The organism is Serratia sp. JSRIV002 (assembly GCF_019968725.1).
Lineage (GTDB): Bacteria > Pseudomonadota > Gammaproteobacteria > Enterobacterales > Enterobacteriaceae > Chania > Chania fonticola_B.
This window is the reverse complement of the sequence record NZ_CP074143.1, coordinates 5,199,217-5,211,952: the sequence shown is the minus strand read 5'-3', so window position 1 is coordinate 5,211,952 and position 12,736 is coordinate 5,199,217. Positions and strand designations below refer to the sequence as shown.

The following is a 12,736-nucleotide window of genomic DNA, read 5'->3' as shown; positions in this document are numbered from 1 at the left end:
GTTGCCAATTCTAGCAGAGTCTGCCGAGCGCTGAGGGTGGCTTAATGTGCCATCTCACAGAACTTTTACCTTGGTGTACGCTACGTTTACTGACACTGGGCTATTTGCATCGGCGCTACCTGATATCATGGTTCACAATCTAACACAAAGCGGGTGAAGATAATCCCGCCGTTTCTGTCATCAAATCCCTTTATTTTGCCGGCATAATCACACAGGAGAATTCGTAGATGAACCGCTCGCAACCTTCACCCGTTACTTTCGACAAAAATGATGTAGAAATTATTGCACGAGAGACGCGATACCGTGGTTTTTTTTCACTCGACTTATATCGCTTTCGCCATCGTCTGTTCAACGGTGAGATGAGCGGTGAGGTCACTCGCGAGGTTTTTGAGCGCGGTCATGCGGCGGTGTTGCTACCCTATGATCCCATCAGGGACGAAGTGGTGCTGGTTGAACAACTGCGGATCCCGGCCATCGATAGCTCAGCTTCCCCTTGGCTGCTGGAAATGGTTGCGGGTATGATCGAAACGGGAGAAAGCGTTGAGGACGTGTGCCGCCGCGAAGCATTGGAAGAGGCTGGCGTGGTGGTCGGGCGCTGCAAGCCGGTGCTGAGCTATCTGGCCAGCCCTGGTGGCACCAGCGAACGTCTGTCTATTATGGTCGGTGAGGTTGACGCCCTGACGGCCGAAGGGATCCACGGATTGCCCGAAGAGCATGAAGATATCCGTGTCCACGTGGTCAGCCGCGAACAGGCTTACCGCTGGGTTGAAGAAGGCGCGATTGATAATGCCGCATCAGTGATTGCATTGCAGTGGCTGGCGTTGCACCATGAATCGCTTAAAGCAGAATGGGCCAACTAAATGCAAAAGCGCTATACCCCTGACTTCCCCGAAATGATGAGATTGTGTGAAACCAACTTCGCGCAATTGCGGCGTTTGATGCCGCGCAACGACGAAGTTGATGAAACCGTCACTTATCAGGTGAATGGCGCCCATTATCGTCTGACTATTGTTGAATCTACCCGTTACACCACGCTGGTGCAGATTGAGCAGACTGCGCCTGCGGTCAGCTACTGGAGCCTGCCTGCGATGACGGTACGGCTGTACCACGACGCGATGGTTGCGGAAGTGTGTTCCAGTCAGCAGATCTATCGGTTTAAAGCGCGTTATGATTATCCGAACAAAAAGTTGCATCAACGCGACGAAAAGCATCAAATTAACCAGTTTCTTGCTGATTGGTTGCGCTACTGTTTAGCGCATGGAGCAATGGCGGTTCCGGCTTGTTAGGTCGACGGAGATAACAAAGGACACCATTTGGAAAGCCTGTTTAGACTGCCCGTGGCGAGTGGGGCCAAGGTCAGGATCTTACAAATAACAGATACCCACCTGTTTGCTGGCAAGAGTGAGACCTTGCTCGGCATCAATACCTATGCCAGCTATCACGCGGTGCTGGATGCGGTGATCGCGCAGCAGCGTGAGTGCGACCTGATCGTGGCAACTGGCGATCTGGCGCAGGATCACTCCCAGGCGGCATACCGGCACTTTGCCGATGGCATCACCCGTTTACCCGCGCCCTGTGTCTGGCTGCCGGGGAACCACGATTTTCAGCCTGCGATGGTAGATGCGCTGGCCGCAGCCGGTATCTCACCTTCCAAGCAGGTGCTGCTGGGGGACAACTGGCAGGTGTTATTGCTGGATAGCCAGGTGTTTGGCGTGCCGCACGGCGAGCTGAGTGAATACCAGCTGGAGTGGATGGAACGTTGTCTGGAAGCTCATCCAGAGCGCTACACGCTGCTGTTACTGCATCACCATCCGTTGCCTTCCGGCTGCACCTGGCTGGATCAACACAGTCTGCGTAACCCGCATACGCTGGCGGCCGTGCTGTGGCGCTATCCGAAAGTGAATACCCTGCTGTGCGGGCATATCCACCAGGAATTGGATCTGGGCTGGCACGGGCGTCGGCTGTTGGCTACGCCGTCCACCTGCGTACAATTCAAGCCGCACTGCACCAATTTTACCATCGACGACGTTTCCCCAGGTTGGCGCTATCTTGACCTGTTGCCGGATGGCCGGGTGGAAACCCAGGTATTCCGGCTGGAAAACGATGACTTCCGCCCCGACATGGATTCGGACGGCTACTGATGCCTTCAACCTTACTTTACCTGCACGGTTTCAACAGCTCGCCGCTTTCGGCCAAGGCCACGGCTTTCAAAGCCTGGCTGGCGGAACATCATCCCCATATCGACATGCTGGTACCGCAGTTGCCGCCTTACCCGGCGGAGGCGGCGGAAATGCTGGAAGATTTGGTGATGGCGCGGGCAGGCCAGACGATGGGCGTGGTAGGCTCCTCGTTGGGCGGTTATTATGCCACCTGGTTATCGCAGTGTTTTGCGTTGCCAGCGGTAGTGGTAAACCCTGCGGTGAAGCCGTATGAGCTGCTGATCGACTATCTGGGAAGCAACGAGAACCCCTACACCGGGCAGCAATATGTGTTAGAGTCACGCCACGTTTATGATCTGAAAGTGATGCAGGTCGATCCCTTGGAGTCGCCGGATTTAATCTGGTTGCTACAGCAAACGGGCGATGAAATTCTCGATTACGGTCAGGCAGTGGCTTATTACACCGCCTGCCGGCAAACGGTGGAGTCGGGCGGAAACCACGCTTTCGTCGGTTTCGAGCACTACTTCCCCCAGATTGTGGATTTTTTAGGGCTATGACGCCGCAGCAACTTCAGCTATCACAGATATACTGAACAGGCAGCGGGCGATTTCGGCACCTTCCCTCAACCACGAAAAAATAATCAACGATGACTCAATCCAGCTATAACGCTGATGCCATTGAAGTACTCAGCGGTCTAGAACCAGTGCGCCGTCGTCCCGGTATGTATACCGACACGACGCGTCCGAACCACCTCGGTCAAGAGGTGATAGATAACAGCGTCGATGAAGCGTTGGCGGGCCATGCCAAGCGTATCGACGTGATCCTGCACGCCGATCAGTCGCTGGAAGTGATCGACGACGGCCGCGGTATGCCAGTGGATATCCACCCTGAAGAAGGCGTACCGGCGGTTGAGTTGATCATGTGTCGTCTGCACGCGGGCGGTAAATTCTCCAACAAGAACTACCAGTTCTCCGGCGGCCTGCACGGCGTGGGGATTTCGGTGGTTAACGCCCTGTCCAAACGGGTGGAAGTCAACGTCAAGCGCGACGGTAACGTCTATAGCATCGCTTTTGAGAACGGCGACAAGGTGCAGGATTTGGCGGTGACCGGTAGCTGCGGCAAACGCAACACCGGCACCAGCATTCATTTCTGGCCTGACGAGCAGTTCTTCGACAGCCCGCGCTTCTCGGTTTCCCGCCTGTCGCACCTGCTGAAAGCCAAAGCGGTGCTGTGCCCCGGCGTTGAAATCTACTTTATTGACAAGCTGAACAATACCGAGCAGCGCTGGTGCTATCAGGACGGCCTGACCGACTACCTGATGGAAGCGGTGAACGGCCTGATCACTCTGCCGGAAAAGGCGTTTGTCGGCAATTTTGCCGGTGATACCGAAGCGGTGGACTGGGCGCTGCTGTGGCTGCCGGAGGGCGGGGAACTGCTGACGGAGAGCTACGTCAACCTGATCCCCACCATGCAGGGCGGCACGCACGTCAACGGCCTGCGCCAAGGGCTGCTGGATGCGATGCGCGAGTTCTGTGAATTCCGCAATATCCTGCCGCGCGGCGTGAAGCTGTCTGCGGAAGATATCTGGGATCGCTGTGCCTACGTGCTGTCGGTGAAAATGCAGGATCCGCAATTCGCGGGCCAGACCAAAGAGCGGCTCTCTTCTCGCCAGTGCGCGGCGTTTGTTTCCGGCGTGGTGAAAGATGCCTTCAGCCTGTGGCTGAATCAGAACGTCCAGGCGGCCGAGCAACTGGCCGAACTGGCGATCTCCAGCGCTCAACGTCGCCTGCGTGCGGCGAAGAAGGTGGTACGTAAGAAGCTGACCAGCGGGCCTGCGTTACCGGGTAAGCTGGCGGACTGCACCTCGCAGGATCTGAGCATGACCGAGCTGTTCCTGGTGGAAGGGGACTCGGCGGGCGGCTCGGCCAAGCAGGCGCGCGATCGCGAATATCAGGCGATCATGCCGCTGAAGGGCAAGATCCTCAACACCTGGGAAGTTTCCTCAGACGAAGTGTTGGCTTCGCAGGAAGTGCATGATATCTCGGTAGCGATCGGCATCGATCCCGACAGCGAAGATCTCAGCCAACTGCGCTACGGCAAAATCTGTATCCTGGCGGATGCGGACTCCGACGGCCTGCACATCGCCACGCTGCTGTGTGCGCTGTTTGTTCGCCACTTCCGTTCGTTGGTGAAAGGCGGCCATGTGCACGTTGCGATGCCACCGCTATACCGTATCGACCTGGGTAAAGAAGTCTATTACGCCCTCGACGAGGAAGAGAAAGCCGGCGTGCTGGAGCAGTTGAAGCGTAAGAAGGGCAAGCCGAACGTACAGCGCTTTAAAGGGCTGGGTGAGATGAACCCGCTGCAACTGCGTGAAACGACGCTCGATCCAAACACTCGCCGTCTGGTGCAATTGACCATCGATGACGAGAATACCGATCAGACCATGGCCATTATGGACATGCTGTTGGCGAAGAAGCGTTCGGAAGACCGCCGCAACTGGCTGCAAGACAAGGGCGATACCGCCGAGCTTTCCGTCTGATGCCTGTGGGGCCGCAACTGCGGCCCCACGTTTTTACATTGTGCCATCCCTGGCGCACTGCGTGCTGCGCCCGATAACCCAGGGCGGAATGCATGAAAATCACCCTCGAAGAACTCTTGGCTTATACCTCCGTGATCGACAGCGGTTCGATTACCGCCGCCGCCGAGCAGCTTGGCCAAACCACCTCTGGCATCAGCCGGGCGCTGAGCCGTCTGGAAAAAAAACTCGATACCACGTTACTGCGCCGCACCACACGTCGTCTGGAATTGACCGAAGAGGGGCAGAGCTTTTTGGCCCATGCGCGGGAAATTATCAACTCTGTGGAACATGCCGAAGAGCAGATGGCGCTGCGTCGTCTGAACCCGGCGGGCAGGCTGCGGGTTAACGCTGCCGCGCCCTTTATGGAGCATGTGATCGTGCCGCTGGTCGCCGGTTTCCGCCAACGTTTCCCACAGATTGAGCTGGAGCTGAACACTGATAACCTGATTATCGATCTGTTGGAGAAGCGCACCGATATCGCCATTCGTATTGGTGCATTGCGAGACTCCACTATCCACGCGCGCCTGCTGGGGGCCAGCCGGTTACGTATTCTTGCCAGCCCGGACTATATTGCCCGCTTTGGAGCACCGCAGAGTGTCGAAGAGCTTAACCACCATAGCCTGCTGGGCTTTACGCAGCCCGAGTCGCTCAATCTGTGGCCGCTGCGCCATCGGCAGGCGGAGCGCTTTGCCATTACCCCGACGCTATCGGCCTCCAGCGGCGAAACGCTGCGGCAACTGGCGCTACGCGGGGAAGGGATTGCCCAATTGGCCGATTTTATGACGCGGGAAGATCAGCGGGAAGGGCGTCTGGTTCAGCTGCTGGCGGTCGAAACGTTGGATGTCCGCCAGCCGATTAACGCGGTGTATTATCGCAATGCCCAGTTGGCCGCACGGATCACCTGTTTTCTGGACTATGTCAGCGCGCATATCACCGATGCACAGATGTGAGTCAGGCGTTATCCAGCACGTAAATGGTTGTGTCCAGCACGCTGTCCTTGATGGTTTCACGGTGCTTGAGCATGTGATCCATCTGCAGGTGCTGTTCCAGATGCGCCTGGCTCTGCCACTTCTCAAGCATAAAGATGGAATCCGGCGAAAGCTTCTGCCACGGTGCCTGGGTGTCGGCGTCGATCATTGGCTGATAGCCGCCACAGCCTTCTTCCGCCAACACCGCTGGCAACAGCTTTTCAATCGCTTGTAATACGCTTTCACGATGACCCGGTCTGGTTCTGATTTCTGCAATTACGGTGATCATAATGGCCTCACTGGCTAACGGTATGATTTATAAAACCCATCACAGTTAAGCAAACACTTCGCCCAGATGTGCGCGCAAACGTGCGATATCGCTGGCGATATCCGGTTGTTTAATCACATCGTTACAGATAAAGGTCGGCAGTGCTTCCATTCCAAGGAATTGGTTGGCTTTGTGGAAGTGTAGATAAACGCCGTCTACGCCTACGCCGTGGAAGAACTGCTCGGGATCGGTAAAGGCTTCGAGCGGGGCATTCCAGGTCAGGCTCAGCATGTAGGTCTTGCCTTGGATCAGCCCGCCGGAACCGTATTTTTTGCTGGCATCGGAACGGGTGCGGCCATCGCTGGCATACAGGCTGCCGTGGCCAGCGGTGAACACTTCGTCGAGGTATTTTTTCAGGATCCAGGGCTCGCCCATCCACCAGCCTGGCATCTGGTAAATCACCGTATCGGCCCACAGGTATTTCTGCACTTCGGCTTCGATATCATAGCCGTCATCGACTACGGTGACCTGCACATCGTGCTTGGCATCGCGCAGGAAACTTTCCGCTACGTCGCTCAGGGTCTGGTTCAGCTCACCGTTGGAGTGGCCGAATTGCTTCTTGGCGTTAATAATCAGGATATTGCTCATGGGTGCTGGGTTCCTGTCAGAATGTAGAATGTAATGGCCGTAAGGCATATCGTTGAAACGGAGTGTAATCCTTCTTGCAGCAGGGAAAAATGCGATCTAGCGCACAACAGTGTTGACTGTGAGTCAAGAAAGGCGGCCACTGATGGCAAAATTTCGCATAAACCGGGGAGATCGCTAGCATCAATGGCCGATCCACGCAGCATCTGTGACAGCCACCCCGCAGATGAGTTACTATCGCGGGCAGAATCGACCCTTTGTCGTCTGAGGATATCTGAGTAATGAGCGAACTGACTCATGACGGTGTTGAGCGTCTACCGCTGCACACATTCACTGAAAACGCCTATCTGAACTATTCCATGTACGTCATCATGGATCGGGCGCTGCCGTATATCGGCGATGGTTTAAAGCCGGTACAGCGCCGCATTATCTATGCCATGTCGGAGCTGGGGCTTAGCAACAACGCCAAATTCAAAAAATCTGCCCGTACCGTCGGTGACGTATTGGGTAAATATCATCCGCATGGCGATAGCGCCTGTTATGAAGCTATGGTGCTGATGGCGCAACCCTTCTCTTACCGCTACCCGCTGGTAGATGGCCAAGGGAACTGGGGGGCACCGGATGACCCTAAATCTTTCGCCGCGATGCGTTATACCGAATCGCGCCTGTCGAAATACGCCGAAGTGCTGCTGGGCGAGCTGGGCCAGGGCACCACGGATTGGGTGCCCAACTTCGACGGCACCATGCAAGAACCGAAGATGCTGCCTGCACGCCTGCCGAACATCCTGCTCAACGGGACAACCGGTATCGCGGTAGGGATGGCAACGGATATTCCACCGCATAACGTGCGTGAAATTGCCGCCGCGGCAGTAGCCCTGATCGACAAACCAGGCTCATCGCTCGACGATTTGCTGGAGTTTGTGCAGGGGCCGGACTTCCCGACGGAAGCGGAAATTATTACCCCGCGTGAAGAGATCCGCAAAATTTACCAGAATGGCCGTGGCTCGGTACGCATGCGTGCCATCTGGAAGAAAGAAGACGGCAGCGCGGTGATCACCGCCTTGCCGCACCAGGTTTCCGGTGCCAAAGTGCTGGAGCAAATCGCCAGTCAGATGCGTGCTAAAAAGCTGCCGATGGTGGAAGACCTGCGCGATGAGTCCGACCACGAGAACCCGACCCGTCTGGTGATCGTACCGCGCTCGAACCGTATCGATCTGGAACAGGTGATGAACCATCTGTTTGCGACCACCGATCTGGAACGCAGCTACCGCATCAACATGAACATGATCGGTCTGGACAACCGCCCGCAGGTCAAAGGGCTGGTGGAGATCCTTGCCGAATGGCTGGTTTTCCGCCGGGATACGGTGCGCCGCCGCCTGAATTATCGCCTGGAAAAAGTGCTCAAACGGCTGCACATTCTGGAAGGTTTGCTGGTTGCGTTCCTCAATATCGACGAAGTGATCCACATCATTCGCAGCGAAGATGAGCCGAAGCCGGTGTTGATGCAGCGGTTTGGCCTCTCCGATACCCAGGCCGAAGCGATCCTCGAGCTGAAGCTGCGCCATTTGGCCAAGCTGGAAGAAGTGAAGATCCGTGGCGAGCAGGATGAGCTGGCAAAAGAGCGCGATCATCTGCAGGCGCTGCTGGCTTCCGAGCGCAAGCTGAACAACCTGATCAAGAAAGAGATCCAGGCCGATGCGCAGGCTTATGGCGACGATCGTCGTTCGCCGTTGACCGAACGTGAAGAAGCCAAGGCCATGAGCGAGCACGATTTTGTGCCTTCCGAGCCGGTGACGATTGTGCTGTCGCAAATGGGCTGGGTGCGTAGCGCCAAGGGCCACGATATCGATCCGAGCGGCCTGAGCTACAAGGCCGGAGATAGCTTCCTTGCCGCCGCGCGCGGTAAGACTAACCAGCCGGTGGTGTTCATCGACTCAACTGGCCGCAGCTATGCGCTCGATCCGCTGACGTTGCCTTCGGCACGTGGCCAGGGTGAACCGTTAACCGGTAAGCTGACGCCACCGCCAGGTGCCACCATCGAGCAGGTGCTGATGGCTGCGGACGATCAGAAACTGCTGATGGCTTCCGATGCTGGCTACGGCTTCGTGTGTACCTTTAACGATCTGGTTGCACGTAACCGCGCCGGTAAGGTGATGATCACCCTGCCGGACAACGCCAAGGCACTGCCGCCGATGGAAATTCACGGCAGCGACGATATGCTGCTGTCTATCAGCACCGCTGGCCGCATGCTGATGTTCCCGGTCGCCGATCTGCCACAGCTGTCGAAGGGCAAGGGCAACAAGATTATCTCGATACCGTCGGCGCAGGCTGCCAGTGGGGAAGATAAACTGGCCTGGCTGTTCGTACTGCCGCCGCAGACCTCGATCACCCTGCACGTAGGCAAGCGCAAGCTGAAACTGCGCCCGGAAGATCTGCAGAAATTCCGCGCCGAGCGTGGCCGTAAGGGCACGTTGTTGCCACGTGGCCTGCAGCGTATCGATCGGGTTGAGGTGGATATGCCAGAGCGCGAATCGTTGGGTGATAGCGAAGAGTAAAGCGGTGATATACCCTGCTTGGGCGCAATAAACTGCGCCCAAGCGATCGCAGGTATTCTTACGTAGGGGCGCTGCATGCTGCGCCCGTACCCGTTCAGGGCTTTTTTATCCTGATCTTTTTTTTTAAGTGAGTTAATTTTTCCGGCTATAAATTTATTGTGCCGATCGCTGGCTGGCGGGAAAATAGAGAACTTAGAAGCGCCGCGCGTTCTTCAGCCTGCGCTCCTCATACAAAAAGAAATCTTCCCTGCCGTTCGGCGGCCGGGTTGGCAGTGTGCTAATGAGGTTGTTATGTTATTGATATTACGTGCGATCATTGTCACGGTCTATTGCCTGTTGGTGAGTTTTTTCGGTTCGCTTTACTGCTTGTTCAGCCCGCGTAACCCCCGCCATGTAGCGACCTTTGGCCATCTGTTCGGCCGCCTGTCGACAGTGTTCGGCATCAAGGTTGAACTCCGTAAGCCTACTGGCGCGGACAACAACGGCAAATGTATTTACATTGCCAACCATCAGAACAACTACGACATGGTGACGGTTTCTAATGCGGTACAGCCACGCACCGTGACCGTGGGCAAAAAAAGCCTGGTGTGGATCCCGTTTTTCGGCCAGCTTTACTGGTTGACCGGTAACCTGCTGATCGACCGGGATAACCGCGCTAAAGCCCATGGCACCATTGCTCAGGTAGTAGATGCCTTCAAGAAACAGGACATCTCGATCTGGATGTTCCCGGAAGGAACCCGCAGCCGTGGCCGTGGTTTACTGCCGTTTAAAACCGGTGCGTTCCACGCGGCGATCGCTGCCGGTGTGCCGATTGTGCCGATCTGTGTTTCTTCTACCGACAAGATCAAGCTGAACCGTTGGAACAACGGCCATGTGATTGTGGAGATGCTGGAACCTGTCGATACCAGTCATTACAGTAAAGAACAGGTGCGTGAGCTGGCGGCCCATTGCCGCGAGCTGATGAAGGCGAAGATTGACCAGTTGGATGCGGAAGTCGCCAAGCTAGACGCCGCCAAAAAATAATAGAACGCAGTTAGCTATTTTCATACGGCCTCATGCCGTTTATGCCCCGCTTTAGCGGGGCTTTGCACACGGTTCAGCTTTGTTTTCATGGAGAAGATATGTCACTCAGTCGACGTCAGTTTATTCAGGCATCGGGCTTGGCGCTATGCGCAGGAACCGTGCCGCTGAGGGCCGAAGCGAGCGGGATGCCAACTCCGTTACCGATCCCGCCACTGCTGGAATCCCGCCGTGGCCAGCCGCTGTTTTTAACCCTGCAACGTGCCCATTGGGCCTTTATGGACAACCGTAAAGCATCCGTCTGGGGCGTCAACGGCATGTATCTGGGGCCGACGGTGCGGGTCTACAACGGCGACGATGTCAAACTGATCTACAGCAACCGCCTGCCCGAGCCGGTATCGATGACCATCAGCGGGTTGCAGGTGCCAGGTACCCTGATGGGCGGTGCGCCGCGCATGATGTCGCCCAACGTTGACTGGTCGCCGGTGATCCCTATTCGTCAGGCGGCGGCCACCTGCTGGTATCACGCCAACACGCCGAACCGTATGGCACCACACGTTTACAACGGCCTGGCTGGCCTATGGCTGGTCGAGGATGAAATCAGTAAGAACCTGCCGCTGCCGAACCATTACGGCGTCGATGATTTCCCGCTGATCATTCAGGACAAGCGCCTGGATAACTTCGGTACGCCGGAATACGATCCTCCGGCGCAGGGGGGCTTTATTGGCGATACGCTGTTGGTCAACGGCGTGCAGAACCCGTTTATCGAAGTCTCACGTGGCTGGGTTCGCCTGCGCCTGCTGAACGCCTCGAACTCACGGCGCTATTCGTTGCAGTTGAGCGACGGGCGGCCGATCAACGTGATCGCCAGCGATCAGGGATTCTTGCCTGCACCGGTTGCGGTACAACAACTTTCTCTGGCTCCAGGTGAGCGCCGCGAAGTGCTGATCGACATGTCGCAGGGGGCCGAAGTGACCCTCACCGCCGGTGAAGCAGCAGGGATCATGGATCGTTTGCGCGGTCTGTTTGAACCTTCCAGCATGCTGGTTTCCACCCAGGTACTGACGTTGAAACCGACGGGCCTGTTGCCGTTGGTCACCGACAATCTGCCAATGCGCCTGCTGGCGGATCAACTGCTGGATGGTAACGTCAGCCGCTCGCGTGAATTCCGTCTGGGAGACAAGATGGCTGGCATCAACGGGGCCATCTGGGATATGAACCGCATCGACGTACAAACGATGCAGGGCACCTGGGAGCGTTGGACCATTCATGCCGATACGCCGCAGGCGTTCCACATTCAGGGCGTGCAGTTCCTGGTGAAACGCGTCAATGGCGCGCAGCCGATGGCGGAAGATCGCGGCTGGAAGGATACCGTCTGGGTCGACGGTGACGTGGAGCTGCTGGTGTACTTCAACCAGGTTTCCTCGGAGCACTTCCCGTTCCTGTTCTACAGCCAGACGTTGGAAATGGCCGATCGCGGTTCGACCGGCCAGTTTGTGGTCCAGGCTTCCGCTTAAACAGCCCCGGGCGTTCGCAGCATTTTCAGGAACGCCTTCACCACCGGTGTGGCACTTTCGGCGTGGTAGATCGCATACAGATCCGCCGAAGGGGCCGCCTGCAACGGGCAGAAACGCACGCCGGGCCACGGTATGCGCCCGTAGCTATCCGGCAGTAACGTAATGCCAAAGCCTTCCGCCACCAGCGCCATCAAGGTTTGCGGTTCATTGACCTGATGGACGATGTCTGGCGCAAAGCCATGTTGCAGACACAGGTTGTGCAGATACAGCCCCAGGCTGGCCTCGTTGGGCGGCAGCACGATAAATTTGTCATGCTTCAGGGCGGGGAGTTGGATTTCCTCCCCCGTTGCCAGTGGATGCCCCTCCGGCAGCACCACCGAGATCTTCTCCCGCGCCAATAATTGACAGGCCAGCCCCGGCAGGGCCTGTTGTTTTGCCTCACGCCAGACCCCGATATCGATATGTCGCTTCTGCAATGAGACGATCTGCTGGCTAGGCGTTTGCTCATTTAACGTCCAGGTGACCTTCTCTTCCTGCCCGGTAAAGCGTTTCAGTGCCGGGATCAAACCGCCCCAGACCGAAGTGCCTACCATGCCAATCACCATATGGCCGGCCTCGCCACGGCCCAGTTGCTGTACCTGATTGAGTGCATTGCCCGCCTGATCCAGCAACGTTTCGACGTTATGGAACAGCGTGCGTCCAGCCTGCGTCAGCGCCATGGAGCGGGTGGTGCGTTTGAACAGTTCCACCCCCAACTGGTTTTCCAGCTCTTTGATATGTTTGCTGAGCGGCGGTTGGGACATGTTCAGCCGCTGTGCGGCCTGGGTAAAGTTCATCTCCTCTGCCACTACGCGGAAATAGTGCAGCAGGCGAAAGTTGATCCGGCTAGGGTCGGGTAGTGGCTTTTTCATGGTTGTTCGGGCCTCCCGATGCGGGGTATTTATAGGTAAACGGAATAAATCAGCGGGCAACAATGTATTGGTCGTCACCCGCTGTCGCTCTCTACTATGGGAATTAAATTAT

At 56.6% G+C, this 12,736-nt stretch carries 12 protein-coding genes; 9 read left to right on the top strand and 3 right to left on the bottom strand.

Annotated features, from left to right (window positions below):
• The first annotated feature begins 227 nt into the window (after positions 1-227).
• From nudF to KGP26_RS24400, 6 genes are all read left to right on the top strand, one after another.
• Entirely contained in the window at positions 228-860 is a 633-nt protein-coding gene (gene nudF, locus KGP26_RS24425) for an ADP-ribose diphosphatase (RefSeq protein WP_021806860.1), read from the top strand.
• Positions 861-1,286: a DUF1249 family protein gene (locus KGP26_RS24420; protein WP_021179514.1), complete on the top strand. Its 426-nt coding sequence runs from the start codon at positions 861-863 to the stop codon at positions 1,284-1,286.
• 27 nt (positions 1,287-1,313) lie between these two features.
• Positions 1,314-2,141: a 3',5'-cyclic-AMP phosphodiesterase gene (gene cpdA, locus KGP26_RS24415; protein WP_021806859.1), complete on the top strand. Its 828-nt coding sequence runs from the start codon at positions 1,314-1,316 to the stop codon at positions 2,139-2,141.
• The gene (gene yqiA / locus KGP26_RS24410) at positions 2,141-2,716 is read left to right on the top strand and encodes an esterase YqiA (protein ID WP_021806858.1); all 576 of its coding nucleotides are present in this window, start codon (positions 2,141-2,143) and stop codon (positions 2,714-2,716) included. The genes cpdA and yqiA overlap by 1 nt, the downstream gene beginning before the upstream one ends.
• A gap of 89 nt (positions 2,717-2,805) precedes the next feature.
• Entirely contained in the window at positions 2,806-4,701 is a 1,896-nt protein-coding gene (gene parE, locus KGP26_RS24405) for a DNA topoisomerase IV subunit B (RefSeq protein WP_021179517.1), read from the top strand.
• A gap of 92 nt (positions 4,702-4,793) precedes the next feature.
• A complete protein-coding gene (locus KGP26_RS24400; protein ID WP_166733410.1) occupies positions 4,794-5,690 on the top strand; it encodes a LysR family transcriptional regulator in 897 nt (298 codons plus the stop codon).
• Position 5,691: 1 nt separating this feature from the next.
• Here KGP26_RS24400 and KGP26_RS24395 read toward each other — a convergent pair whose 3' ends face one another.
• Positions 5,692-5,997 (bottom strand): putative quinol monooxygenase, encoded by a 306-nt coding sequence (locus KGP26_RS24395; protein ID WP_218520278.1) that lies wholly within the window; start codon positions 5,995-5,997, stop codon positions 5,692-5,694.
• Between the two features lie 45 nt (positions 5,998-6,042).
• Complete coding sequence (locus tag KGP26_RS24390; RefSeq protein ID WP_179250512.1) at positions 6,043-6,624, bottom strand: NAD(P)H-dependent oxidoreductase; 582 nt, start codon at positions 6,622-6,624, stop codon at positions 6,043-6,045.
• A gap of 278 nt (positions 6,625-6,902) precedes the next feature.
• Here KGP26_RS24390 and parC point away from each other — a divergent pair, with 278 nt between their 5' ends.
• From parC to ftsP, 3 genes are all read left to right on the top strand, one after another.
• Positions 6,903-9,176, top strand: a complete 2,274-nt coding sequence (parC, locus tag KGP26_RS24385; RefSeq protein WP_059201832.1) for a DNA topoisomerase IV subunit A — start codon at positions 6,903-6,905, stop codon at positions 9,174-9,176.
• Positions 9,177-9,467: 291 nt separating this feature from the next.
• On the top strand, positions 9,468-10,199 hold the full coding sequence (locus tag KGP26_RS24380; RefSeq protein ID WP_021806853.1) for a 1-acylglycerol-3-phosphate O-acyltransferase: 732 nt from the start codon (positions 9,468-9,470) through the stop codon (positions 10,197-10,199).
• A 98-nt stretch (positions 10,200-10,297) separates the two neighbouring features.
• Positions 10,298-11,713: a cell division protein FtsP gene (ftsP, locus tag KGP26_RS24375; protein ID WP_021179523.1), complete on the top strand. Its 1,416-nt coding sequence runs from the start codon at positions 10,298-10,300 to the stop codon at positions 11,711-11,713.
• On the opposite strand, the gene KGP26_RS24370 is transcribed toward ftsP, so the two are convergent.
• On the bottom strand, positions 11,710-12,624 hold the full coding sequence (locus KGP26_RS24370) for a LysR family transcriptional regulator (RefSeq protein ID WP_021179524.1): 915 nt from the start codon (positions 12,622-12,624) through the stop codon (positions 11,710-11,712). The genes ftsP and KGP26_RS24370 overlap by 4 nt on opposite strands.
• Positions 12,625-12,736: the final 112 nt, after the last annotated feature.

Bases quoted from the DNA above. Each gene is read 5' to 3' on its own strand.
- KGP26_RS24380 (WP_021806853.1), top strand. From the start codon at position 9,468: ATGTTATTGATATTACGTGCGATCATTGTCACGGTCTATTGCCTGTTG.
- KGP26_RS24370 (WP_021179524.1), bottom strand. From the start codon at position 12,624: ATGAAAAAGCCACTACCCGACCCTAGCCGGATCAACTTTCGCCTGCTG.
- KGP26_RS24400 (WP_166733410.1), top strand. From the start codon at position 4,794: ATGAAAATCACCCTCGAAGAACTCTTGGCTTATACCTCCGTGATCGAC.
- yqiA (WP_021806858.1), top strand. From the start codon at position 2,141: ATGCCTTCAACCTTACTTTACCTGCACGGTTTCAACAGCTCGCCGCTT.
- KGP26_RS24390 (WP_179250512.1), bottom strand. From the start codon at position 6,624: ATGAGCAATATCCTGATTATTAACGCCAAGAAGCAATTCGGCCACTCC.
- KGP26_RS24395 (WP_218520278.1), bottom strand. From the start codon at position 5,997: ATGATCACCGTAATTGCAGAAATCAGAACCAGACCGGGTCATCGTGAA.
- ftsP (WP_021179523.1), top strand. From the start codon at position 10,298: ATGTCACTCAGTCGACGTCAGTTTATTCAGGCATCGGGCTTGGCGCTA.
- KGP26_RS24420 (WP_021179514.1), top strand. From the start codon at position 861: ATGCAAAAGCGCTATACCCCTGACTTCCCCGAAATGATGAGATTGTGT.
- parE (WP_021179517.1), top strand. From the start codon at position 2,806: ATGACTCAATCCAGCTATAACGCTGATGCCATTGAAGTACTCAGCGGT.
- nudF (WP_021806860.1), top strand. From the start codon at position 228: ATGAACCGCTCGCAACCTTCACCCGTTACTTTCGACAAAAATGATGTA.
- parC (WP_059201832.1), top strand. From the start codon at position 6,903: ATGAGCGAACTGACTCATGACGGTGTTGAGCGTCTACCGCTGCACACA.